Origin of the sequence: Gulosibacter sp. 10, from assembly GCF_900163695.1 — a bacterium.
Taxonomy (GTDB): Bacteria; Actinomycetota; Actinomycetes; order Actinomycetales; family Microbacteriaceae; genus Gulosibacter.
In genome coordinates, this window is sequence record NZ_FUIC01000045.1 from 77,094 (window position 1) to 102,045 (window position 24,952).

At 71.3% G+C, this 24,952-nt stretch carries 18 protein-coding genes; 4 read left to right on the forward strand and 14 right to left on the reverse strand.

Annotation, left to right across the window (positions count from 1 at the left end):
- The first annotated feature begins 45 nt into the window (after positions 1-45).
- Positions 46-1,266: an App1 family protein gene (locus FM112_RS15095; protein ID WP_254910531.1), complete on the forward strand. Its 1,221-nt coding sequence runs from the start codon at positions 46-48 to the stop codon at positions 1,264-1,266.
- A gap of 34 nt (positions 1,267-1,300) precedes the next feature.
- Here FM112_RS15095 and FM112_RS15100 read toward each other — a convergent pair whose 3' ends face one another.
- Positions 1,301-1,891 carry a TetR/AcrR family transcriptional regulator gene (locus FM112_RS15100; RefSeq protein ID WP_176386859.1) on the reverse strand — a complete coding sequence of 197 codons (591 nt, stop codon included), beginning with the start codon at positions 1,889-1,891 and terminating at the stop codon, positions 1,301-1,303.
- A 73-nt stretch (positions 1,892-1,964) separates the two neighbouring features.
- Between FM112_RS15100 and FM112_RS15105 the strand changes: the two genes are divergently transcribed.
- Positions 1,965-2,633 carry a CPBP family intramembrane glutamic endopeptidase gene (locus FM112_RS15105; RefSeq protein WP_176386860.1) on the forward strand — a complete coding sequence of 223 codons (669 nt, stop codon included), beginning with the start codon at positions 1,965-1,967 and terminating at the stop codon, positions 2,631-2,633.
- 9 nt (positions 2,634-2,642) lie between these two features.
- On the opposite strand, the gene FM112_RS15110 is transcribed toward FM112_RS15105, so the two are convergent.
- From FM112_RS15110 to FM112_RS15150, 9 genes are all read right to left on the reverse strand, one after another.
- Entirely contained in the window at positions 2,643-4,103 is a 1,461-nt protein-coding gene (locus FM112_RS15110) for a dynamin family protein (RefSeq protein WP_087009080.1), read from the reverse strand.
- Positions 4,100-6,355, reverse strand: coding sequence for an Hsp70 family protein (locus tag FM112_RS15115; protein WP_087009082.1), 2,256 nt, complete (start codon positions 6,353-6,355; stop codon positions 4,100-4,102). Before FM112_RS15115 ends, FM112_RS15110 begins: the two co-directional genes overlap by 4 nt.
- A 79-nt stretch (positions 6,356-6,434) precedes the next feature.
- Positions 6,435-8,291, reverse strand: a complete 1,857-nt coding sequence (locus tag FM112_RS15120; RefSeq protein WP_087009084.1) for a GTP-binding protein — start codon at positions 8,289-8,291, stop codon at positions 6,435-6,437.
- A gap of 100 nt (positions 8,292-8,391) precedes the next feature.
- Positions 8,392-9,327, reverse strand: coding sequence for a 4-(cytidine 5'-diphospho)-2-C-methyl-D-erythritol kinase (locus FM112_RS15125; protein ID WP_087009086.1), 936 nt, complete (start codon positions 9,325-9,327; stop codon positions 8,392-8,394).
- Between the two features lie 9 nt (positions 9,328-9,336).
- Complete coding sequence (gene rsmA / locus FM112_RS15130; protein WP_254910532.1) at positions 9,337-10,191, reverse strand: 16S rRNA (adenine(1518)-N(6)/adenine(1519)-N(6))-dimethyltransferase RsmA; 855 nt, start codon at positions 10,189-10,191, stop codon at positions 9,337-9,339.
- The gene (locus FM112_RS15135) at positions 10,184-11,128 is read right to left on the reverse strand and encodes a TatD family hydrolase (protein ID WP_087009090.1); all 945 of its coding nucleotides are present in this window, start codon (positions 11,126-11,128) and stop codon (positions 10,184-10,186) included. Before FM112_RS15135 ends, rsmA begins: the two co-directional genes overlap by 8 nt.
- Positions 11,129-11,138: 10 nt before the next feature.
- Positions 11,139-12,698, reverse strand: coding sequence for a methionine--tRNA ligase (gene metG / locus FM112_RS15140; protein WP_087009092.1), 1,560 nt, complete (start codon positions 12,696-12,698; stop codon positions 11,139-11,141).
- A 35-nt stretch (positions 12,699-12,733) separates the two neighbouring features.
- Entirely contained in the window at positions 12,734-13,552 is an 819-nt protein-coding gene (gene rsmI / locus FM112_RS15145) for a 16S rRNA (cytidine(1402)-2'-O)-methyltransferase (protein ID WP_087009094.1), read from the reverse strand.
- Between the two features lie 3 nt (positions 13,553-13,555).
- Entirely contained in the window at positions 13,556-15,235 is a 1,680-nt protein-coding gene (locus FM112_RS15150) for a dolichyl-phosphate-mannose--protein mannosyltransferase (protein ID WP_176386861.1), read from the reverse strand.
- Between the two features lie 39 nt (positions 15,236-15,274).
- On the opposite strand from FM112_RS15150, the gene hrpA reads away from it, so the two are divergent.
- A complete protein-coding gene (gene hrpA, locus FM112_RS15155; protein ID WP_087009098.1) occupies positions 15,275-19,174 on the forward strand; it encodes an ATP-dependent RNA helicase HrpA in 3,900 nt (1,299 codons plus the stop codon).
- A 9-nt stretch (positions 19,175-19,183) separates the two neighbouring features.
- Here hrpA and FM112_RS15160 read toward each other — a convergent pair whose 3' ends face one another.
- The 3 genes from FM112_RS15160 to FM112_RS15170 all read right to left on the reverse strand — a co-directional run bounded on the left by FM112_RS15160 (position 19,184) and on the right by FM112_RS15170 (position 22,982).
- The gene (locus FM112_RS15160; RefSeq protein ID WP_087009100.1) at positions 19,184-19,816 is read right to left on the reverse strand and encodes a bifunctional 2-polyprenyl-6-hydroxyphenol methylase/3-demethylubiquinol 3-O-methyltransferase UbiG; all 633 of its coding nucleotides are present in this window, start codon (positions 19,814-19,816) and stop codon (positions 19,184-19,186) included.
- A 94-nt stretch (positions 19,817-19,910) separates the two neighbouring features.
- Positions 19,911-20,690 (reverse strand): amino acid ABC transporter ATP-binding protein, encoded by a 780-nt coding sequence (locus tag FM112_RS15165; protein ID WP_176386862.1) that lies wholly within the window; start codon positions 20,688-20,690, stop codon positions 19,911-19,913.
- 9 nt (positions 20,691-20,699) lie between these two features.
- Complete coding sequence (locus FM112_RS15170; protein ID WP_087009106.1) at positions 20,700-22,982, reverse strand: ABC transporter permease subunit; 2,283 nt, start codon at positions 22,980-22,982, stop codon at positions 20,700-20,702.
- A gap of 440 nt (positions 22,983-23,422) precedes the next feature.
- On the opposite strand from FM112_RS15170, the gene FM112_RS15175 reads away from it, so the two are divergent.
- Positions 23,423-23,719 carry a DUF1540 domain-containing protein gene (locus tag FM112_RS15175; protein ID WP_087009108.1) on the forward strand — a complete coding sequence of 99 codons (297 nt, stop codon included), beginning with the start codon at positions 23,423-23,425 and terminating at the stop codon, positions 23,717-23,719.
- Positions 23,720-23,832: 113 nt separating this feature from the next.
- Here FM112_RS15175 and FM112_RS17325 read toward each other — a convergent pair whose 3' ends face one another.
- On the reverse strand, positions 23,833-23,994 hold the full coding sequence (locus FM112_RS17325) for a hypothetical protein (protein ID WP_176386863.1): 162 nt from the start codon (positions 23,992-23,994) through the stop codon (positions 23,833-23,835).
- Between the last annotated feature and the right edge of the window lie 958 nt (positions 23,995-24,952).

The following is a 24,952-nucleotide window of genomic DNA, read 5'->3' on the forward strand; positions in this document are numbered from 1 at the left end:
GTGTGCCCGTGACCCGCACGCGCCCGCACATGGCAGGATGAACCGGTGACCCCGAAGCGCCGCATGCCCACCCTCGGCGAACTCGTCGCGGGCTTCCCCCTGAGCCGAGTCGTGATCAACAACGCGTTCCGGCTCGAGGACTCGTTCAAGCGCTTCCGCATGCGGCGCGCTCAGCAGCACGGGTACATGGAAGCCGTCGAGGCCTACACGGGGTACGGCTCGACCCGCCGGATCCGCGTGCTCGGCCGGGTGCAGATGCTCCCGATCGCGCTGCGACGCACCGGGCGCCGGCGGTTCCCCTCCCGGCTGCTCGGCGGGAACACGGAGAAGGCCGTCCGCGGCTGGCGGAGCTTCACGCACGTCGCCGTGCCGTACAGCCGCGTGAAGGTGCACGTGGACGACGCCGTCTACGAGTTCGAGGCCGATCGCGGCGGGATCATCGATCAGCGCATCGACGTGGACCTGCAGCCCGGCTGGCGGACCATCACCTTCGAGAGTGTCGACGGGCAGCTCAGCGAGGCGCCGATCTTCATCATGCCCGAGGAGCAGCGCGTGGGCATCATCTCGGACGTGGACGACACCGTCATGGTCACCTCGCTCCCCCGCCCGCTGCTGGCCGCGTGGAACACGTTCGTGCTCGACGAGCACGCGCGCTCCGCCGTGCCCGGCATGAACGTCCTCTACGAGCGGCTCACGGCGAAGTTCGGCCAGGACACGACTCCCGTGCTCTACCTCTCGACGGGCTCCTGGAACGTGGCCCCCACCCTGAGCCGGTTCCTCGGCCGCAACCTCTTCCCCTTCGGGCCGCTCCTGCTCACCGACTGGGGGCCGACGCCGAAGCGGCTCTTCCGCTCCGGCACGGAGCACAAGCGCGCCAATCTGCGGCGGCTGATCGAGGACTTCCCGGACGTCAAGTGGATCCTCATCGGCGACGACGGGCAGCACGACGCCAAGCTCTACGGGGAGTTCACGCGCGAGCATCCCGACGCCGTCGTGGCGGTCGCGATCCGGCAGCTCTCGAACACCGAGTCGGTGCTCGCGGGCGGCCGCGCGAGCACCTCGGCGCGCTGGCGCCGCGACAAGCCCGTCCCGTGGGTGCACGGCCCGAACGGCGCGAAGCTCATCCAGGAGTTCGCCCGCATCGGCATCCTCGACCGCGATGCGGCCGCCGCCGAGCTCGTGGACCTCTCCGAGAGCCTCGCGGACGTGCGCAAGGCGATGCCGTACCCGCCCACGCAGTACCCCGACGGCCGCTCGGCGGTCTAGGCGCCGTCGAGCGCGCCCGATCCCATCGGCCCGCTCAACGCCCGCCCGCCGCGCCCTCGTCGCGGAGCCTCCGGAGCCTGGAGTCGAGCAGCCGCTCGACGAGCTCGGGGGTGAAGACCTCGGGCTGCGTCACGGCGTTCAGCGCCAGCCCGTCGGTGAACGCCCGCAGTCCCATGGCCTCGAGCCCGGCGTCGCCGCGCACCCCGCAGGCCGCCACCGTCGCCCGGCTGAGGTGGTCGAGCCCCTCGTCGACCTCCTCGAGCATCCCGCGCAGCAGCGGCGTCCGCGCGGCGGCCGTGACGGCCACCCAGACGTGGCACTCCGTCCGCCTCGCGGCGTCGAGCGGCATCGACTGCAGCCAGGCCGCCCGGAGGTCCGCGAGCGCATCGCCCGTGCGGGGCAGCGCCGCGAGCCGCGCCTCCTGGTCGCGCCTGAGCAGCGACAGCGCGAAGCCGAGCATCTCGTCGCTGCTCGGGAAGTAGTGCCGGAGCGTCGAGGGCTCCATGCCGGCCTCCCCGGCGACGGCCCGCACGGACACGGCGCCGAGCCCCTCCCGCTCGATGAGGCGGGCGACGGCCCGGCCGATCGCCGTCCGGCGCGCGTCGTAATCCACGATCTTCGGCATGCGCCCTCCCGACTCCCAGCCGAGCATCATCGTACACACGAACTATTTCGCACGACTGTGCGATTATGGATCCGTGACCTCCGCATCCGATCCCCGCAAGCGGCGCCTATCGCCCGAGGCCTGGACCGCCCTGCTCGTGCTGGGCACGACCGCAGGCATGCTCATCCCCCTCGCCGTCTGGCTGCTGCGCGACCCGCAGCGCTTCCTCCTCGAGACGCTGGGGCTGGGCGGCCCGCTCGGATCGATCCCGTGGGGCTGGGCGCTCTGCGCGATCGTCGTGGTCGCCTACACGGCCTATACGTTCTGGGCGGTGCCGTCCGTGCGCCGGAACGCGCGCTCGTGCACCGGCCTCAAGGCGCTCGCGATCCCGTTGGCCCTGGCCTCGGGCACGCTCGAGGAGCTCGTCTTCCGCAAGTTCCTGATGGACTGGCTGGACGCCGTCGGCACGCCGGCCGTACTCGCCGTGCTCGCGTCCGGCATCGGCTTCGGGCTCACCCACTCGGTCTGGGTGCTCTTCTCGCGCGATGCCCGCATCATCCTCCCCGTGGCGGCCGCCACCACGGCCCTCGGGATGGCGCTCGCCCTCACCTACCTCGCCTCCGACCGGCTGGTCCTGCCCGCGATCGTCGCGCACATCGCGATCAATCTCGTGATCGAGCCGTGGCTGCTGCTGAGCTCGGTGAACGGGAGCTGGCGCGAGGCGGCGCCCGAGCGGCACTCACGCGCGGGCGGCGCCGGTTAGACCGTACGGCTAGCCGCGCGGGCGCCCGAGGCGCATCGCCAGCAGCGTGAACGAGCGGTCGAGCACGTTGTACGCGTTCTGCCGCTCGGGGTAGGGCTCCACCACCGCGGCCCGGCGGGCCTCCATGCTCCAGGTGAGCGCCTGCGTGCGGAGCTGCTCGGGGGTGCTCGCCGGCGACATCGCGAGCCGCTCGGCGTCGTTGCGCGCCGAGAGCTGACAGTCGAGCATCGCGACCAGCGGGTGGTTCGGCTCGATCGCCGCCAGCCGCTCGAGCGCGTCGAGCTCCTCGAGCGGGTGCAGCTCGGGGCGGAGCTTGGCCTCGGCCACGAGCCCGCGCAGCGGCATCGGCGCACCCTCGGACCACGCGAGCCGCTGGAGCACCTCCATCGCGCGCCGCGCCTTGACGTGCACGTACCGGCCCACGTAGCGGACCGCGAGCGCGCGCCGCAGGTCGTCGATTCCCGAGGCGCGGCCGAGCCAGTCGCTCAGGGCACGGGCGCCCTGCCGCGAGACGTCGCGGCCGAAGCGGATGCCGTACTCGCCGATGAGCTCGGCGAGCCGCGAGACCTCGAGGTTGAGGATGCCCGGCGCGAGCTCCCCGAGGAAGTTCGGGTCGCGCAGCTCGAGGTCGAGCTCGTCCACGTCGGTGAGCTGCCCGAGCATCGTCGCGTCGTGCTCCCGCACGAGCCCCGCGCGGGCGGCCTGGGCCATGTTGCCGGCCACCGCGATGACGTTGCCCAGATGCGCGCCGTGCTGCTGCGCGAAGCGCGCGGCCCCGCCTCTCGCCGCCTCGATCGGGTCCTCGCCGCTCCACGGGGATCCGCCGTAGGTGTCGGCGTGCGTGAGCACCCCGATCGCGTGAGCGGCCGCCTCGGCCGGGGTGTTCGTCACCGAGGCCCACTCCCGCAGGAAGTCCATGTCGTCGCGCATGGGCATGTCGCGGAACACGCACAGCAGCGCGTCCGCGGCCCGCACGCCCTCGTGCCCGAGCACCGTGCGGCGGGTGGCCTCCTCGTTCGCCGTCGTCGTGGTCGCGAGCCCGGGGGTGTCGATGAGGGTCATGTCGCGCAGCACTTCGGACTGCAGGTACACGACGGCGTGCGCCACGTGCTCGATGGGCACCGGCAGGTGCTCCGGCAGGCAGCCGTTGACGAGGTCGAACGGCACGCGCTGGCCGTTGCGGGTCACGACCTCGCCCCGCTCGGGCCCGCCGAAGGTGTAGTGGGTCGTGATGCGCGTGCACTCGACCGCGGCCGTGGGGGCGACCACTCGGCCCACCAGGGCGTTGACGAGGGTGGACTTCCCCGCCTTGACGCGGCCGACCACCGCGAGGCGGATGGTCTCGTCCAGGGAGCGGCGCACCGTGTCGGTGGTCCGGCCGGTCCCCCGGCGGTCGACCCGGTCGAAGGCGTCGCAGAGGTCGAAGACGGCCCTGCGCATCCCCTCGCTGACCTGGATGGATCCGCTCATACGCGATCCGTGCTGGCGACCGCGTGCGCGACTTCGCTGAGCGGCCGCGGGGTGAACCGCGACTGGATGTCCTCGATGCTGCCGTACTGGCCGGCGTCGTCCTTGTCGAGCCGCACGAAGATGCCGTAGGGCTGGCCCTCCCACAGGTAGACGTGCGAGTACCCGCCGCCGCCCTCGGTGAACTCGCCCTCCCAGTGCGGGCCGGCGACCTCGCCCTCGACCTGCCAGTCCACGCTGTCGGTGCTGTAGAGGCTCTGCGCGTAGCCGACGGCCGCGTCGTAGCTCTCGAACTCCATCACGTAGACGTGGTCGTTCGGGCGGTCGTACCAGCTGCACGCCTTCTGCTCGACCTGGCCGGGCTCCGCCTCGCAGGACGCCCCCTGGAACGCGACGAGCCAGTCGAGCGCCTCCTGGCCGGTGAGGTCGGCGCAGTTCTCGCCGCCGTCCACGTTCGTGCCGTCCCAGCACTCGAGCGGGCCGTCGGCCACCACGACCGTGTCGTCGTACTTCGTCGGCTCGGGCTCCTCGCCGCCCTGGTTGCCGAACAGCGCGATGCCGCCGAAGATGCCGCCCACCACGAGCACCACCGCGCCGATGATGCCGCCGATGAGCAGCTTCTTGTTCTTCGGCTTCTTCGCGGGCTGCTGGGGACCGTTGGCGGCGGCGAAGCCGTGCGGCTGCCCGGACTGCGGACCCGGCTGCTGACCCGGCATGCCCGGTCCGCCGTGCGCGGAGGCGGCCGCGGGCCGCGCCGCGGGGCCCTGCCCCTGCTGATCCGCACGCTGCTGATCCGCACGCTGCTGATCCGCACGGGGCGCGAAGTGCCCGGGCTGCTGCCCCGTCGCCGGATGGGGCGGCGGGGCGGAGTGCCCACCCGCGGGAGGGCGCTGGTCCTGGTTGGGAAGCCGCGGCATCGCGCCCGTGGCGTTGACGTCCTGTCCCGGCCGGGCCGGCGCCGCCGGATTCCCGGAAGTGTTCGCCGCCTGGGGGCCGCCCGGGCCGCCGCCGGGCCCGGGGGCCTGCCCCGGCGCCCGCTGCTGCGGCTGGAAGGGTTGCGTGGCGGGGTCCTGCCCCGTGAACGGCAGCGGCGTCGGGGCCGCCGCGGGGGGCTGGATCGGGGCGCCGGAGGGCGCCGAGTGGGAGGGCTTGAGCGGCTTCGCGGCCCGCACCGCGCCGACCGGCGCCACGTGCAGCGCGCCCTCGGCGACGACCAGCTTCGGGTCGTCGAGCGTCGCGATGCGGATGCCGGTGCGGTCCCGGATCATGTGGCTGATGGCCGGCGTGCGCGAGGAGCCGCCCGTGAGGTAGAGCACCTCGGGCGAGAGCCCCACGACCTGGTCGAAGACGTCGTTGAGGAGCTTGCCCGCGCGGTCGAGGTCGTCGGCGATGAGCCGCTCGTACTCCTTGCGGGTGATGGTGACCACGGCGTCCTCCTCGCCGAGGCTCACGGCGATGTCGGCGTCGGGCCGCGTGGACAGCTCGATCTTCGCGGAGGTCACCGCGCGGCTCAGCGTGGTCTGCGCGCGCAGCTCCGACATCGTCTTCGGCCGGTGCAGGCGATCGGCGAGCTCCGAGTGGCCGCGGCGGGCGAGGGTCTCGAGCGTCCAGTCGAGCAGGCGCGCGTCGAAGGTGCGCCCGCCGAGCACGGGGTCGCCGCCGTAGGCGAGCACGCGGTAGCCCTCGGGCAGCTGCGGCGCGCGCTCGAGCACCGCGAGGTCGAGCGTGCCGCCGCCGAAGTCGAACACGGCCACCCGGGAGCCGGGCGCCGCTCGATGGTTGCGCGCGTAGTGCGCGGCCGCCGCGATCGGCTCGTTCACGGTGCGGATGCTCTCGGCCGAGAACCCGGCGGCCACGGCGCCCTCGCGCAGGGCCTCGATCTGGGACGGCGCCCAGGCGACGGGATGCGTGAGCCAGACCTCGACGGGCGGCTCGCCGTCCTGCCGCCGCAGGGCCGCGGCGCGCACGTACGAGTAGATCTCGCGCACGATGTCGTTCGGGCTCACGATCTCGCCGGCGAGCACGACCTCGCCGCGGCCCACGAGCATCTTCGGCGAGCGCTCGAAGCCGTCGGGGTGCCGCAGCTGCGCGTTGACGGCCTCCTCGCCCACGCGGAAGCCGTTCGGGGTGAGCACGATGGCGGAGGGCATCGACGTGCCGCTCTCGCTCAAGGAGATCGGTCGGATGGCTCCCTGCGCATCGATGGCGGCGGCGGTGTTCGACGTGCCGAAGTCGATTGAGAGGCGCCAGGCCATGTGCACCGTTCCTATCCGTAGTGTGGGTTCCCGGGTCGCGGTCCGCTCGGGACCGCACGCTGTATTAGAGGATACGGCTTCAGGGTTTCCCCGCCGCGGAATTGTCCGAAAGTCGCGCTATTTCCTGCCGCGCGGCGTCGATCGCCTGCTCGAGCTGCTCGATCTTCGGGTTGATCTGCCCGAGCCGGCGCTGCCGCTCCGATTCGCTCGCCCGCCGTGCCGACTCGAGGCGCTGCAGCTCCGCCTTCGCATCGGTCGCCGACTGCCGGAGGTCACGGTCGAAAACCTTCTTGGCATCGGTGGAGACGACCCCGAGCACGCCCCGCACCGCGCGGTCCAGCAGCTCGCGCAGCTCGACGGTCGCGTCGCTCACGGTCTGCAGCATCGACTGCTTCTTGGCCTGGCGCTTCGCGAGCAGGGTCAGCAGGCCGCCCATCGCGGCGACGCCGACCACCGGCGCGGCCAGCCCGACTACCGGTACCAGCAGGCCGCCGACGCCCATGCCCATCGCCCAGCCGGACATGAGCATGCGCGGGTCGATGGAGGCGGCCGAGCGGTCGATGTCCGCTCGCGGCCCCTTGCCCGCCTCGACGGCGCGGCGCTCGACCTCCTGCAGCAGGCTCGTCTGAGGGTCCATGCCCGCGGCGGAGTACAGGTCGCGGAGCAGGCCCGAGGAGCGGCGGACGACCCCGTACAGGGCGCGGTTCACCTGCACCTCGAGATCGGCGGCCATCTCGTTCTGCAGCGAGACGCTCTGACCCTCGCTCATGCCCGCCCCGAACTTCTGCACGCGATCGCGCCAGTGCGCCCCGAACTCGCGCGAGAGGCGCGAGTTCGCCGACGTGAGCTCGACCCGCACGCGGTCCACCTGCGCGCTCCAGTCGTACTTCGAGTCCTCGAAGGTGCGCAGCAGCTTCTCGCGATGCTCGCGCACCGCGATCAGCGAGTCCTGCTTCTGCACCACGCCGCCGAGCGCCTCGCGCTCCGCCTGCAGCGCCACCAGCGGCTGCTCGAGCAGCCCGATGCCCTGCCGCAGCGCGTTCAGCGTCGGCAGGCGCGAGGAGCGCGCGAGCGGCTCTCGCAGCACCTCGACGAGCTCCGGCACGCCGCTGCGCTCGTAGAGCTTCGCGCGCCGGCTCGGGTCCTGCTCGCCGGCGGCCCGCTCCCCCCACAGCCCGGATACCGGGATCATGGGCACCCGCCCGAGCCTCGGGTCGTGGGCCGTGAGGATCTGCCGGTTCTCCTCGAGCACGGCCCGGTAGTTCGCGCGGTAGAGGTCGATCTTCGTCACCGCGAGCACGACCGACTGCACCATCGTGCTGCAGTGGGCCACGAACTCGAGCGCCGGCCGCGTGATCCGCCCCGAGGCGTCGGTGACGATGAGCAGCACGCTCGCGTCCCGCGCCCGCGCGATGGCCCGCATGGCATACGCCTCGCTCAGCCCGCCCGAACCCGGCGTGTCGACGAGCACCGCCTTGCCGAGCGGATACTCGCGCACGGCGAGCGAGGCCTGCAGCGGCGGCTCCTCCGCGCCCAGGAGGGTCGGCGAGTCGATGCGGACCCACTGCTCGAGCTCCGGCGCGGCGATGCGGCGGCGGTTCGGCGGCGTCGCGAATTCGAGTTCGGCCTGGCCGAGCGGGAACTTCTCGTGCGCGGGGATGAAGTTCACCGCCAGCCCCGTCGTCTCGGTCGGGTCGACCGGTGCGGCGCCGGGCGCGCCGAGCACCGCGTTCACGAGCGTGGACTTGCCCCGGTTCATCTCGCCCACGACCACGACGCTCGGCAGCCGACCCTGCGAATCCTTGATCATCCGGGCGATGCCGCTGAACTGCTCGCCGAGCCCGTGGGCCTTCGCCGCCGCCCCGAGCTGACGGAACGCGAGCGTCGCCGAATTCGGCTTCTGGGCGCTCGCGGTCGCTCGGGCGTGGGTGCTCATGGTCTCTTACCGTAGTGCGTCGGCCCGCTCCGTGGCTACCGACGCGGGGCGCAGCGGATGTACAACCATGCGCGGACGCGCGGGGCCGGCGCCGGCCGCGTCAGCCCACCCTCGCGCCGGTGGCGGGGCCGACCGCGCGCAGCGCGCGATCGCCCCGCGCCGCGAACTCGGCCGCGAGCGCATCCGCCTCGTCGCGCCCCTCGACGAGGAAGGCGAGCGTGGGGCCGGAACCCGACACGACGCCGCCCAGCGCCCCGCGCGTCTCCCCGAACTCCAGGGCCTCGGCGATGTCGGGGCGCCGCCGCAGCACCGGTGCCTGCAGGTCGTTCTGCAGCAGCTCGGCGAGCAGGCGGACGTCGCCGCTGCGCAGCGCGTGCAGCACGGCCTCGGGCACGAGGGGTTCGGGGGTCGGGCCGAGGTCGGCGGCGAAGCGCGTCCGGTGCTCGTCGAGCGCGCGGTAGACGGCCGGCGTCGAGAGGCCGCGCCCGCTGAACCGCAGCACCCAGTGGAACTCGCCCTCCGCGAGCGCCGAGGTGAGCTCGTCGCCGCGGCCGGCGCCGACGGCGGCGCCACCCAGCAGCGCGAAGGGCACGTCGCTGCCGAGCTTGGCGGCGAGGGCCCGGAGGTCCTCAGCGGTCAGCCGGGTCCCCCACAGGGCGTCGCACGCGAGGAGCGCCGCCGCCGCGTCCGCAGAGCCCCCGCCCATGCCGCCCGCGATGGGCACGCGCTTCGTGATGCGCAGATGCGCGTCGGCGGCGTGCCCGGTCGCCTCCGCGAGCAGGCGCGCGGCGCGGATCGCGAGGTTCGTCTCGCCGGTCTCGAGCCGCGAGACGTCGATCGGCCCCGGCGCGTATTCGAGGCGCAGCCCCTCCCCCTCGACGGCGACGACCTCCTCGTAGAGGTCGAGCGCCATGAAGGTGGTGGCCAGCGGGTGATAGCCGTCCGCGGCGAGGTCGCCGACCGCGAGGGTGAGATTGACCTTGCCGGGGGCGGTGGCCGTCACCGGGGCGGCGGCGTGCGCGAAGCGCTCAGTCATGCTCCCAAGCTACCGGGCGAGCCGGACGAATTCCTCGACGCCCAGTGATTCGCCCCGCGCGGTGGGCGCGATCCCCGCGGCCTCGAGCGCCTCGCTGGCCGCGGCGGCGGAGCCGTAGACCCCGGAGAGGGCCTGCCGCAGCATCTTGCGCCGCTGGCCGAACGCGGCGTCGACGATCCGGAACAGCCGGCCGCGCATCGCCTCGTCGCCCGGCGGGGTCCCGTGCGCCTCGAAGGCGACGAGCACGGAGTCCACGTTCGGGACGGGCCAGAACACCCGCCGCCCCACGAGCCCCGCGGTCCGCCACGTCCCGTACCACGCCGCCTTGACGCTGGGGGCGCCGTACACCTTCGATCCGGGGCCGGCCGCGAGGCGCTCCCCCACCTCGTGCTGCACCATCACCACGCCGCGCCGGAGCGAGGGCAGCTCGGCGAGCAGGTGCAGCAGCACCGGCACCGAGACGTTGTACGGGAGGTTGGCGACGAGCGCCGTCGGAGCGGCGCCGCCCTCATCGCGAAGCGCCTCCGCCCGCACCCGCAGCGCGTCCTCGTGCACGACGCGCAGGCGCGCCTCGGGCCCGGCGAACTCGCGGGCCGTCCGCGGCAGCCGCTCGGCGAGCCGGCCGTCGATCTCGACCGCGGTCACCCGCGCCCCCGCCTCGAGCAGGGCCAGGGTGAGCGAGCCGAGCCCGGGGCCGACCTCGAGGATGCGCTGATCGGGCTCGACCTCGGCCGTGGACACGATGCGCCGCACCGTGCCGTGGTCGTGCACGAAGTTCTGGCCGAGCTTCTTCGTGGGCTGCACGTCGAGTTCGGCCGCGAGGGAGCGGATCTCGTTCGGGCCGAGCAGCCGGACGTCAGCCACGCCGGGCCCCGGCCCCGCGGGCCCGCCATGCCGCGCGCTCCGCCCGGTCGAAGGGGCCGTAGAGCCCGAGGGTGTTCTCCGCGATGCGCTGCGCGAGCGCATCCGCCTCGATGCCGAGCCGATCGGCCATGAACCGCACGGTGTGCGGGACGAGGTACGGCGCGTTGGGGCGGCCGCGGAGCGGCACCGGGGTGAGGAAGGGCGCGTCGGTCTCGACGAGGATGCGCTCCCGCGGCAGCACGTCGAGGGCCTCCCGGAGGTTCTCGGCGTTCTTGAACGTCACATTGCCCGCGAAGGAGCAGTACCAGCCCTCCTCGGCGCAGATGCGCGCGAGCTCCGGCCCGCCCGAGAAGCAGTGGAGCACCGTGCCCTCCGGCGCGCCGACCCGGCGCAGCGTCGCGACGACGTCGTCGTGCGCGTCCCGGTCGTGGATCTGCATCGGCAGCCCGAGCCGCTTGGCGATGCCGATGTGCGCCTCGAAGGACTCGAACTGCGCCGACAGCGCCTCGGCCCCCTCCGTGCGGAAGAAGTCGAGGCCGGTCTCGCCGATCGCGGCCACGCGCTCGTCGCAGGCGAGGGACTCGATCTCCGCGAGGTGCGCGTCGAGCTCGCCCGCGGCCGCCACGTTCGGCGCCTCGTTGGGGTGGATCGCGACGGCGGCGAGCAGCCACTCGTCCTCGTTCGCGGCCCGCACCTGCCAGCGGCTCGACTCCACGTCGCCGCCGACCGTGATGGCCCCGCGGATGTTCGCCGCCGCCGCGAGATCCATGTGCTCGCCGATCTCGAGCCCGGCCTCGCCGTCCTCGATCTCGAGGTGCGTGTGGTTGTCGTAGCACGCGACGCCGAGCGGCTCCGGCGGCTCCGGGTACTGCAGGTCGCGGCGCGCGCCGTTCTCGGCCTTCGCGTCGCGGCGCCGCGGATGCTTGGAGATCACCATCCGGCCCCGATCAGCTCTCCTGCTCGATGCGCGGGAAGAGCGATGCGAGATCGCCGACCCGGCCGCTGCCGCGCCAGTCGAGCGCCTGCACGGGGGCGATCGCGCCGAGGTCGCCCTCGCCGCCGATGGCGCCCCAGAGCCTGCCCGTGGCGATGGGCGTGACGGGGTTGAGCAGCACCGCGAGCACGCCGAGGCCGCGGGTGGCCGTCGCGAGCACCGCGGCGAGGCGATCGCGGTTGCCCTCGTCCTTCGCGAGCACCCAGGGCTGCTGCTCGGTCACGTACAGGTTGAGCGCGTCCACGAGCTTCCACACGGCGGCGATGGCGCGGTCGATCGCGAACTCGTCGATCGCGGACTCCGCGTCGCGGATCGCCGTGCGGGCGATCTCGAGCAGGGCCTCGTCGTCCACGTGGGCGACGACCTCGGCGGGGACCTCCCCGTCGAAGTACTTCTTCACCATCGAGATCACCCGGGAGGCGAGGTTGCCGAAGCCGTTCGCGAGCTCCGCGTGGTACCGGGCGGAGAGATCCTCCCACGAGAACGAGCCGTCCTGACCGAAGTGGATCGCGCGCATGAAGTAGTAGCGGAACGCGTCCGAGCCGAACGTGTCGGTGATCTCCTGCGGCTCGATGCCGGTGAGCTTCGACTTCGACATCTTCTCGCCGCCGACGAGCAGCCAGCCGGTGGCGAACACGCGCTTGGGCGGGGCGACGTCCGCGGCCATGAGCATGGCCGGCCAGATCACGGCGTGGAATCGGAGGATGTCCTTGCCGACGATGTGGTTCGCGGGCCAGCGGCGCTCGAACTGGCCGTCCTCGTCGCCGTAGCCGATCGCGGTGAAGTAGTTGAGCAGGGCGTCCACCCACACGTAGACCACGTGCTCCTCGTCCCAGGGCACGCGGATGCCCCAGTCGAAGCTGGTGCGCGAGATCGAGAGGTCGTGCAGCCCGGACTGGACGAAGCTCACGACCTCGTTGCGCGCCGAGGCCGGCTGGATGAAGTCGGGGTGCTCGTCGAAGTACTGGAGCAGGCGGTCCTGGAACGCCGAGAGCTTGAAGAAGTAGTTGCGCTCCTTGAGCAGCTCCATCGGCTTCGAGTGGATGACGCAGACCTTCTGGCCCTCGTACTGCCCCTCGCCCGGCACGATCTCGGACTCGGGCTTGAACTCCTCGCAGCCCACGCAGTAGAGCGCCTCGAACTCGTCCTCGTAGATGTACCCGGCCTCGTTGAGCTGGATGAGGAAGCGCTGCACGCGCGACTCGTGGCGCTCCTCGGTGGTGCGGATGAAGTCGTCGTTCGAGATGTTCAGCGTCTTGAGCATCGGGCGCCACGCCTCGTCGACGAGCTTGTCCGCCCACTCCTGCGGCTCCATGCCGTTCGCGATCGCGGAGCGCATGATCTTCTGCCCGTGCTCGTCGGTGCCGGTGAGGAACCACGTGTCGTTGCCCCGCTGGCGGTGCCAGCGGGCGAGGACGTCGGCGGCGACCTCCGCGTACGCGTGACCGATGTGCGGCACGTCGTTGACGTAGAAGATGGGGGTGGTGACGTAGAACGATTCGCCAGAAGCCATGCCCGCCAGTCTACTGCGTCCGCGACGCGCCCCCGTCACCGGTCGCGCGATGCCAGGGCCGCCTCGTACAGGTCGCGCTTGCGCAGGCCCGTGGCGGCGGCGACCTCGGCCGCGGCGTCCTTGAGGCGCATGCCCTTGCCCACGAGCTCCTGCACGCGGGCGAGCGCCGCGCCCTCGTCGGCGGTGCCCGGCTCGGCGCCGCCGACGACGAGCACGATCTCGCCCCGCACGCCCTCGGCGGCCCAGCCGGCGAGTTCGGCGGCGGTGCCGCGCACCACCTCCTCGTGCAGCTTGGTGAGCTCGCGGCACACCGCCACCGCCCGGTCGGGCAGTTCGGCGGCGATCGCCTCGAGGGTGGCCGCGAGGCGATGCGGCGACTCGTAGAAGACGCTCGTGCGCGGCTCCTGCGCGAGCGCGCGGACCATCGACGCCCGATCCCCCGCCCGCCGCGGCGCGAACCCCTCGAAGGCGAAGCGGTCGGTCGGCAGCCCCGAGACGGCGAGCGCGGTGATCACGGCGCTGGGCCCGGGCACCGAGGTGATGTCGACCCCGGCCTCGATGCAGGCGCGGACGACCGGGTAGCCCGGGTCCGAGATCGCCGGCATGCCCGCGTCCGAGACCAGCACCACGTCCTGCGCCGCCGCGAGCACGGCGATCTCCTCGGCGAGCGCGCGCTCGTTGTGCTCGTGCAGCGCGATGAGCCGCGGCCGCGACTCCACCTCGAGCAGCGAGAGCAGCTTGAGCGAGGTGCGCGTGTCCTCGCACGCGAGCACCTCGGCCTCCCGAAGCGTGGCGACGAGCCGCGCGGACGCGTCGCCGAGGTTGCCGATGGGCGTTCCGGCGAGGATGAGCACGGGCTACCTCCAGCTCGGGAGCCAGTGAGTCAGGCTCCAATACCATTCGGGGATCATGAGTCCCGTCCAGACGGGATAGAAGAGGATCGACACGAGCACGGTCAGCACGAGGAAGCCCGTGGCGATGTTCACGGCCGGCGTGCGCATCCGCCGGTCGTCCTTCGCCGATCCCGCGATCGTCTCGATGGCCACCGCGGCGGCGAGGAACATGAACGGCAGCCAGGCGATGGCGTAGAAGTGGTAGACGGCGGTGCGCCCCGTGATGAGCCACGGCAGATAGCCCGCGGCGTAGCCGGTGAGGATCGCGGCGTACTGCCAGCGCGGCTTGACGAACAGCATCATTACGAGGAAGACGACCGCGATCGTGCCCAGCCAGAACATCAGCGGGTTCGAGATCGAGGTGACCGCCTCGACGTACTCCTGATTCGGCCCGTAGTAATCGTACTTGAACGCGGTGGGGCGGATGAGGAAGGGCCACTCGATCGGCGCGGAGGCGTAGGGGTGGTCGGCGCCGAGCGTGGAGTGGAACTGGAGGATCTCGGACTGGTAGTGCCAGAAGTTCTGGAAGGACAGCGGCACGCCCTCGAGCAGCCCGCCCCAGGGCCGCGACGGATCGGACTGCGCCCAGTCCGCGTAGTACCCCTCCGAGCTGCGGAACCAGCCGATGAAGGTCGCGAGGTAGACGAGGATCGCCGCGGGGATCGTCAGCAGGAACGAGGCCCAGCCCTGCTTGAGCACGGCGGCCGAGAGCCAGTAGGTGATGCCGGCCTGCTTGCGCGCCGCCGCGTCGAAGCCGATGGTGAGCAGGCAGAAGGCCGCGAGGAAGTAGAGGCCCGACCATTTGATGCTGGTCGCCAGGGCGAGCGTCACCGCGGCGGCCACGAGCCAGGGGCGGAACCACAGGATGGGGCCCCAGTCGGGGCCGGGAGCGCGCGTCCGCGGGCGGCGCACGGTGAGGCTCCAGCGCGAGGGCTTCGCCTCGAGCGGGATGCTCGGATCCTTCGCGTGGGCCCGCACCCGCCAGTCCGCGGCCCATTCGGCGATCTGCCGGGTCTGCTGCTCGCGGTCGTAGAGGATGAACAGGAAGCCCAGCAGCACGAAGAACATGAGCGGGCCGTCGAGGATCGAGATGCGGCTCGTGACGATGGCGTGGCCGTCGAGCGCGAGGAAGCCCGCGGCGATCGCCGCCATCCCGATCGAGCGGAACAGCTTGCGCCCGACCAGGTACAGCAGCGGCACCGCGAGCGCCCCGATGATCGCGACCGAGATGCGCCACGCGAAGGCGTGCTCCGCGCCGAAGAGCTGCATGCCCCAGCCGATGAGGTACTTGCCGAGCGGCGGGTGCACGACGTACTTCCCGGCGGTGCCGTAGGCGTCCACCTGCCCCGCCTCGAACAGCTCCTGCCCGTTCTCGGGCCATTCCGCCTCGTAGCCGAGGTTGGAGATCGTCCAGCCCTCGAGCACGTAGTAGACCTCGTCGAAGACGATCCTGGGCGGGTGGCCGAGCCGGATGAACCGCACCAGCACGCCAATGAGGGTGATGAGGCCGACGACGACGAGCTCGGTGCGGCGCCGGAGCCCGGGCGTGGCCGTCCATCCGGCCCAGAGGTCGTCGAGCCACGAGCCGCCGGGCGGCCGCATGCGGTGCGCGCCCGTGCGGATCGGGCTGATGGTCGAAGTCACGCGCCCCATGGTAGGCGTTCGCCCTAGACTGGTGACTCCATGCCTGACATCACGTATCCGCCCGAACTCCCGGTCTCGCAGCGCCGCGACGAGATCGCGAAGGCGATCGCCGAGCACCAGGTCGTCATCGTCGCCGGCGAGACCGGTTCGGGCAAGACCACCCAGCTCCCGAAGATCTGCCTCGAGCTGGGCCGCACGGCCATCGCGCACACGCAGCCGCGCCGCATCGCCGCCCGGACGATCGCGGAGCGGGTGGCCGAGGAGCTCGGCACCGGGGTCGGCGACCTCGTGGGCTACCAGGTACGCTTCACCGACGAGTCGAGCGAGTCGACGCGGATCAAGCTCATGACCGACGGCATCCTGCTCGCCGAGCTGCGCGGCGACCGGGACCTGCGCCGCTACGACACGATCATCATCGACGAGGCGCACGAGCGCTCGCTCAACGTCGACTTCCTCCTCGGGTACCTGCGCCGGCTGCTGCCGAAGCGGCCGGACCTCAAGGTGATCATCACCTCCGCGACCATCGACCCGGAGTCCTTCTCGAAGCACTTCTTCGACGCGCCGATCATCGAGGTCTCGGGGCGCACCTATCCCGTGGAGGTGCGCTACCGCCCGCTCGTCGCGGATGCCGAGGACCCGGACGCGCCCGAGCGGGATCGCGACGTCTTCGAGGGCATCGCCGCGGCGCTCGACGAGCTCGAGCCGGAGGATCCGGGGGACGTGCTGGTCTTCCTGCCGGGCGAGCGGGAGATCCGCGACGCGGAGGACGCGATCCGCGGACACCTGCGCGGCCGGCGCGGCGAGTTCACGGAGGTGCTGCCGCTCTACGGCCGGCTGAGCGCCCGGGACCAGCACCGGGTGTTCGAGCGGACCCGGAAGCCCGGTGTGCGGAGGCGTGTCGTGCTCGCGACCAACGTCGCCGAGACCTCGCTCACCGTGCCGGGCATCGCCTACGTCATCGACGCGGGGCTCGCGCGCATCTCCCGCTACTCCACGCGGGCGAAGGTGCAGCGGCTGCCGATCGAGCCGATCAGCCAGGCCTCGGCGAACCAGCGCTCGGGCCGCTCCGGCCGCACGCGCGCGGGCATCGCGATCCGCCTCTACGGCGAGGAGGACTACGCGCGCCGGCCCGAGTTCACCGACCCCGAGATCCTGCGCACCAACCTCGCGAGCGTGCTGCTGCAGATGCTCGTGCTCGGCCTCGGCGCGATCGAGGACTTCCCCTTCCTCACTCCCCCGGACAGCCGCGGCGTGAAGGACGGCGTCGACCTGCTGCGCGAGCTCGGGGCGATCCGCGGCGGCCGCGGCACCCGCCAGCCGCCGAAGCTCACCCGCATCGGCCGCGAGCTCGCTCACCTCCCCGTCGACCCCCGCTACGGGCGGATGATCCTCGCCTCCAAGGACCTCGACGTCGCCCGCGAGGTGCTCGTCATCGTGGCGGGGCTCACGGTGCAGGACATCCGCGAGCGCCCGCTCGAGCAGCGGCAGCACGCGGATCAGCTGCACGCGCGCTTCCGCGATCCGTCGAGCGACTTCTTCACGCTGCTCAACCTCTGGAACTACCTCGAGGCCCAGTCGCAGGAGCTCGGCTCGAGCGCGTTCCGCCGGCTGTGCAAGCGCGAGTTCCTCAACTTCGTGCGTTTCCGGGAGTGGCAGGACCTCTACCGGCAGCTGCGCGAGGCCACGCGCGGCCTGGGTCTGCGCATCCGCAAGCCGGCCTCCCGGTCGCTCGAGCCCGCCGCCGAGCCGGGCGCCGACGCGGATGCGGTGCACACCGCGCTGCTGACCGGGCTGCTCAGCCACATCGGCGTCTACGACGAGCTCAAGCGCGACTACCGGGGCGCCCGGAACACGCGCTTCCGCATCTTCCCCGGCTCGGGCCTCGCGAAGTCCCGCCCGGACGCCGTGATGGCCGCGGAGCTCGTGGAGACCTCGCAGCTGTTCGCCCGCACCGTGGCGAAGATCGACCCGGCGTGGGCGGAGCGGCTCGCCGGCGATCTCGTGAAGCGGCAGCACCACGAGCCGCACTGGGAGCGCAAGCAGGGGCAGGCGGTGGCGCGCGAGACCGTCACGCTCTACGGGGTGCCGCTCGTGCGCGACCGCCGCGTCGGCTTCGCGAAGATCGATCCGGCGTGGAGCCGCGACCTCTTCATCCGCCACGCGCTCGTCGAGGGCGATTGGAACGCCCGGTACCCCTTCGACCGCAAGAACCGCGCCCTGCGCCGCGAGATCGAGGAGCTCGAGGAGCGCACCCGCCGGCGCGGGCTGGTCGAGGACGACGAGGCCCTCGTCGAGTTCTTCGCCGAGCGCATCCCCGACGAGGTCGTCTCGCAGCCCGTGTTCGACCGCTGGTGGCGCGAGGCCTCGAAGCGCGACCCCGACCTGCTCACGCTCACGCGCGCGGACCTGCTCGGCGAGGACGCCGAGGAGACGGACGCGGAGGCCTTCCCCCAGGTCTGGCGCCAAGGCGAGCAGCAGGTCAAGCTCCGCTACCGCTTCGACCCGGATTCGCCCGAGGACGGCGTCACCGCCGCGGTACCGCTCCCCCTGCTCGCGATGCTGACGCCGGACGGCTTCGACTGGCTCGTGCCCGGCATGCGGGCGGAGCTCGTCACCGCGCTGCTCCGCTCCCTGCCCAAGGTCATCCGCCGCAACTTCGTGCCCGCCGCCGACTGGGCCTCGCGCCTGCTCGCCGAGGACGCCGGCGTCGAGGGCGGCGGCTCGATCGCCGAGGCGCGCCCGGATCGCGGGGCGCACGTGCCCGCGCCGCTCGTGGAGGTGCTGCGCGGGCACATGCAGCGCGCCGCGGGCATCCGCTTCGACGTCGACGAGTTCGACCTCGCGAAGATCCCCGCGCACCTGATGATGCGATTCCGCGTGGTCGACGACCGCGGCCGCGAGCTCGCGGCCGGCAGCGACCTCATCGCGCTGCAGCAGCGGCTCAAGCGCGCCTCCGAGGCCTCGCTCGTGCACGCCACGGGCGCGGATGCGGGGGCGGCGCCGCGACGGGGCGGAGGGGGCGCGCCCGCCGAGCCGGCGCAGGACGGCCCCGTCGCCGACTCGCGGTTCGACCGGAAGGACGTGCGGGAGTGGCCCGCCGACGAGCTGCCGGAGTCCTTCGAGATCAAGCGCAGGCACGGCGTCATCCGCGCGTGGCCCACGCTGCAGCTCCGCGATCCCTCGAAGCCCGCTGCATCTCCGATCGACCTGACCCTCTCCACCACCGGCGCCGACCAGCGTCGCGAGCACGGCCGCGCGGTGGCCGCGCTGCTCGCGAGGTCGGTGCCGACCCCGGCCGGCTACGTGCAGGAGCACCTCACCGCGGCCGAGAAGCTCTCGCTCGCCGCGAGCCCCTACCGGTCGACGGACGCGCTGCTGGCCGACGTGCTCGCCGCGCTGGCCTCCGACGCGATGCCCGAGGAGCCCGTGCGCACCCGCGCCCGGTTCTCGGCGCTGCGGGACGCGTTCAACGCCTCGCTCGTCGACTCGATGTTCGACGCGGTGAAGCTCGTCGCCGAAGTGCTCGCGGCGCACCGCGCGGCGCTCGCCTCGGTGAAGGCGGTGAACGCGCTCGCGCACCTCGGCTCGCTCACGGACGCGCGGGCGCAGCTCGAGGGACTCGTCTTCGACGGATTCGTCTCGCGCACGGGGATGGAGCGGCTGCGGCATCTGCCGCGCTATCTCCGCGCCGTGTCCTACCGCCTCGAGCGGCTCACGGTGAACGCGGCCAAGGAGCGCGCCGGCATGCTCGAGCTCGAGCGCGCCCTGGAGCTCTACGCCGCCGCGGGCGGCACGATCCCGGCGGGGCCCGACGACGACCCCGGGCTCGTGCAGGTGCGCTGGCTGCTCGAGGAGTTCCGCGTGAGCCTGTTCGCCCAGCAGCTCGGCACCGCGCAGTCCGTGTCGCTCAAGCGTATCCGCGCGGCGCTGCCCGGCTGATCCGGCGCGCTACTCGTCCTGCTCGAGCGGGGCGGGGATCGGGGCGAGCACCGCCACGATGAAATCGTCCGCGGGCGGGTGCAGCTGCCACGTCGAGTAGTGCTGCTCGAGGGCGAACCCGGCCCTGAACGCGTCCGCGCCGAAGTCGACGAAGTCGTAGCCCCGGCCGGCGCCGAAGCCCGCGACCAGCCGGCCGGTGGGCGCCAGGTGCGCGCGCATCCGCTGCAGCGCAGGGAGGCGCTCCTCCTCCGCGAGGAAGGTCATGACGTTGCCCGCCGAGACGATGAGGTCGAACTCCGCGAGATCGCCGGTCTCGTCGTCAAGGCTCGTCGTGGCGAGGTTCCCGACCACCCACTCCGCCCCGGGATGCGCCTCGCGCGCGACCTCGATGAGGTGCTCGTCGAGGTCGATGCCGACCACCCGGTGGCCCCGGTCGGCGAGCCAGCCGCCGATGCGTCCGGTGCCGCAGCCGGCGTCGAGGATGCGGCTCCCCCGCTCCGCCATCGCGTCGATGAGCCGAGCCTCGCCGTAGATGTCGCGGCCCTGCTCCTCGAAGGCGCGCCAGCGCTCGGCGTAGTTGCGGGAGTGGTCGGGGTTGGTGCGCAGCGCGGCGAGCCACACGTTTTCCTGTGGAGCGGTCATGCCCACCAGTATTCCAGTGCCGGCCTGCTCGCGCAGCGCGGGCGAGCCGCGCCCCGGCATGGGACGCGGCTCGCTCGTCGTGCGGCAGGGGCCGTCAGAGGACCTTCGAGAGGAAGTCCTTCGTGCGCGACTCCTTCGGGCTGTCGAAGAGGTCGGAGGGCGGCCCCGACTCGACGACCTTGCCGTCGGCCATGAACACGACGCGGTCGGCGACCTCGCGCGCGAAGCCCATCTCGTGGGTGACCAGCACCATCGTCATGCCCGAGGCGGCGAGATCGCGGATCACCTGCAGCACCTCGCCGACCATCTCCGGGTCCAGCGCGCTGGTCGCCTCGTCGAAGAGCATGATCTCGGGGCTCATCGCGAGCGCGCGGGCGATGGCCACGCGCTGCTTCTGCCCGCCGGACAGCGAGGCCGGCCGCGCATCCGCCTTGTCGCCGAGCCCGACCCGCTCGAGCAGCTCGGTCGCGCGCTTGCGCGCCTCCGACCTGCTGAGCTTCTTGAGCTCGGTGGGCGCGAGCGCCACGTTCTCGAGCGCCGTCATGTGCGGGAACAGGTTGAAGTGCTGGAACACCATGCCGACGCGCTGGCGCACGGTGTCGAGGTCCTTGCCCTTCGCCGTGGCGATGTTCTCGCCGACGATGAACACCTCGCCGTCGGTCACCTCCTCGAGGCGGTTGAGGCAGCGCAGCAGCGTCGACTTTCCGGAGCCCGAGGGCCCGATCACGGCGACGACCTCGCCGTTCGCGACGGTGAGGTCGATGCCGGTGAGCACGTGGTTCTTGCCGAAGGACTTGTGCAGGTCCTTGACCACGATGGGGTCGCCGTCCACCGTGGCGACCGGGCGCGTGAATGCAGGATCGTTGTTCGTCATCGTCATCCCCTACTTGTTGAACTTCCGGTCGAACCAGTTGGACAGCAGCGTGAGCAGCCAGATCACGATGAAGTACATGAGGCCGACGACGATCCAGATCTCGAAGGAGCGGAACGTCGAGGCGATCACGATGCGGCCCTGGTAGGTGAGCTCGGCGAAGCCGAGCACCGAGAGCAGCGAGGTGTCCTTCAGCGTGATGATGAACTGGTTGATGAGGTTGGGCGTCATGATCTTGAACGCCTGCGGCATCACGACGCGGCGCATGGACGCGCCCCAGCCGAGGCCGAGCGAGCGGGAGGCCTCCATCTGCCCAGGATCCACCGACTGCACGCCGCCTCGCACGACCTCGGTGATGTACGCGCCCGCGTTGAGCGAGAGCGTGATCACGCCTGCGGTCAGCGCGTCGAGCGGCTGCCCGGTCACCGCCGGCACGCCGAAGTAGAAGAAGAATGCCTGCACCAGCACCGGTGTGCCGCGGAAGATGTTGACGTAGGCGCCCGCCAGCATCCGCAGGAAGATATTGCCGGAGAGTTTGAGGATGCCGAAGATGATGCCGAGCACCATCGCGAAGAAGATCGCGAGCGCGGTGGCCAGCAGCGTCAGCAGCAGACCCTGCATGAGGGCCGGCATGGATGCGCCGAGCAGGTCGAAGAACGTGGTGCCGGAGCCCTCGCCCTCCTCGATCGAGAGGTAGCGGTCGACGATCATCTGGTAGACGCCGCTGTCCTGCGCGTTCTTCAGTCCCTCGTTGAACATCTCGAGGAGCTCGGCGTTCTGGCCCTTGAGGACCGCGAAGCCGTAGTCGGCGCCGGGCTCCGGCTCGGTGACGATCTTGAGCGGCACGTTGCCCGAGGCGATGCCGAACTGCAGCACGGGGGCGTCTTCGAACGCCGCCACCGAGTTGCCGGTCGCCACGTCGTTGTACATGTCCGCCGAGTCCTGGAACGAGTTGACCTCGAAGCCGATCTCCTGGCTCAGCTCCTGCGCGAAGTCGGAGCCGGTCGTGCCCGTCTTCACGGCCACGGACTGCCCGGCGAGGTCCTCGTAGGAGGTGATGTCGCTGTTCTCGGCCACGGCCATCTGGGTGCCGGACTCGAAGTACGGGTCGGAGAAGTCGAAGACCTCGGCGCGCTCGTCCGTGATGCCCATGCCTGCGATCACGCCGTCGGCCTGCCCGGATTGGACCGCCTGCAGCGCCGCGTCGAAGCCGAGCGTCTGCACCTCGATCTCGAAGCCCTGGTTCGCGGCGATCGCCTGGATGAGGTCCATGTCGATGCCGACGTTCTTGCCGCCCTCCTGATAGATGAACGGTGCGAAGGTCGTGTCGGTCGCGATCACGAACGTGCCGTTCGTCTTCGGGGTGTCGGTGGCGAAGTTCGGGTGCTCGGGCAGCTCGCCCGGCTCGCCGAGGTCGAGTTCCTCGTTGCCGAGGGCGGCCTGCCCGCTGCCGATCGTCTCGGCCTCGGGTGCGTCGTCGCCGAGGTAGTCGTCGAGGATGGCCTGATAGGTCCCGTCCGCGATGAGGTTCTTGAGGCCTTCGTTGAAGGCCTGGAGCAGTTCGGCGTTCTCGCCCTTCTTGACGCCCATGCCGTAGCTCGACGCCTTCTCCTGCTCGGTGACCGTCTTGAGGTCGACGTTGCCGGTCGCGATGCCGTAGGCGAGGATCGGGTAGTCGTCGAACACGGCCACCGAGTTGCCGGAGGTCACGTCGCTGTAGGCGTCGGCGGCGTCCTGGAAGCCGGTGACGGTGAAGCCGTACTCCTGCCCGAGCTCCTCGGCGAAGGCGTAGCCCTCGGTGCCGGTCTTCGCGGAGACCGTCTGGCCCTCGAGGTCCTCGTACCCCTGGATGGAGTCGTCGTTCTCGGCCACGGCCATCTGGATGCCCGAATCGAAGTACGGGTTCGAGAAGTCGAAGACCTCTTCGCGCTCGGGCGTGATCGACATGCCCGCCATGACCGCGTCGGCCTGTCCGGCCTGGACCGCGGAGAGCGCGCCGTCGAATCCGAGCACGTCGATCTCGACGTTGAAGCCCTGGTCCTCGGCGATGGCGTTGATGAGGTCGATGTCGATGCCTCGGAGCTCGCCGTCCCGTTCGAACTCGAAGGGCGCCCAGGTCGTATCGGTCGCGATGGTGAAGGTCTCGCCTTCGACCGTCTTCGGCTTCGCGAGCGCGTTGGCCGCGCCGACGGCGCCGCCGATCGTGAACAGCAGGATGAGCAGCGCGGTGATGCTCGCGAGCGCGGAGGTCCGGTTCTCGCGCCACCAGCTCGCGGATTGTCGGATGAGAGTCATTGAGTCCTCTTGTCGTCGTTGACCATCGAATGGCTGCGAATTCACAGCAACGCCTAACAACTTACGCGAAACGGTCGACTTCGCAACGGTTCGCCCGTGCTCGACCCCTGGCTTGCAACGCAATCGTTGCATCCCTGTTGCGCCCGTTCTCCGATCGGAGCGGTCCGGAGCGGCGCCGAGGGCGTTCGAACGGTCTTCCTCCGGAGGTGCGACCGCGTTCGGAGACGCCGTGCGCCCGGCGTTCCGCCCGCGTCGGCGCGCCTCGCCGTGCGGACCCCCGAATCCGGTGAGGCAAGCCGTACTTCAGGTCTCCGCATCCCGCTATACGACAGGCCGAACGGCTTGCGAGGGGAGCCTTACCTTGCTATCGCAACGTTGTCAAGTGCCCTATCGTCATAGGTGTAACGGCGAGTACCCCACTCGAGAAGAAAGGCGAGATCATGAACGAACTCACGACGATCAGCTCCTGCGACGCAACCGCCTGCGCCTTCAACCACAACGGTTGCACGGCTCCGGCGATCACGATGAGCCGCGACGGCAACCGCGCCGCATGCGGCACCTTCATCTCCCTGGACGCGGACGGTGGCCTCCCCACCGCGGACGCCCACGTCGGCGCGTGCCAGATGACCGAATGCGTCCACAACAAGAACCTCATGTGCACCGCGGCCACCATCTCGGTGCGCGGCAACAGCGCCGAGTGCTCGAACTTCGAGGTCTCGGCGGAGATCGCCGCCTAGGGGCGTCGACGAGGAAGGCGGGGCGCCCCGGCATTGCCGGGGCGCCCCGCCTTCGTCTCCGGTGTGTCGTTCCGATGGAGCCGGTGCGCGCCCTCCGACGCGGTCGTCCGGGGCTAGCGCTTCCGTCCCGTGATGGTGCGCAGGAGCCACGCGATCACCGCGAGCACCAGCAGCGCGATCCCGACCCAGATGAGGAAGTTCACCGCCTCCACCAGACTGCCGACGATGGCGATCACGATGGCGATGACGATGAGGATGATCAGGAAAGCGTTCATATCGTGAAGCCTATTCACCGGCGAGGATCGCCCCCTCACCCTTTCGGGTGGGTTCGGGAGGACATCCGGCCGGTCCGGGTCGACGACGAACGGGGCGGATAGCCGCGCGAATCCGGATACGCGGATGCGCGGGCTATCCGCCCCGTACGGGTCGGACCTCGAAGAGCTCCGGCTCTAGAACTCCCAGTCCTCGTCCTCCCTGATGAGAGGCGGAAAATCCTGTGGTCCCTCCAGCTCGGACGGCCGCTCGTGCTACCCGCGATCGAAGCCGGTCTCGCCAGCCAGATCGCTACTATCGCACAGTCCTAGTCTACCGCCAGTACATCGGGGGCTTAATGGCGGCGACGGCGAGCGCGAGTAAATGACACTGGGTCGGGCGTTCGGCTCGAATGTCGCCGAGTCGCCCCACTCTGTCGACAATCCGCACACCTCTCTTCCTCCGGCACATCTTCGATGCCTTGGGTGAGCACGGCATCACCGAGAGATATGACGGGGGTCCTAGCGGTCCAGAGAACACTCGAGCGCTCCGCTTCTGACGTGCCCACGGATGCCGCCACCACTTTTGTGGAGGATGGAGGCGGCGCAACATCGACCCTCCGGCGTTCGTGCGCCATTCCTCGCAAGCCCACATTGTGCACGGAGACGCTCCCGATATGTTGGAGTATTACAAGCATGCGGGTGCCCTGACGGTGATTGCTGGCACCTGACGGAATGGCGCACGAGCATTGGAGGCCGTTGCCGCCCGCAGCTTCGCCAGCGAGACCGCCCACGCTCCCGCTCCGATCGAGCACGAGGCGACGCTGCGACTCGGACATCGACCTCGCTACCGGGACCCAGACGTCTTCACCTGTGCGATGAAGCGTGACCGCGCCTCCCGGGGCGCTCGCGAGGCAGGTCCGCTACGTCCCGGGCAACATCATCGAGAATACCAAACTCGCGGTCGCCGCAGATCCGAAAA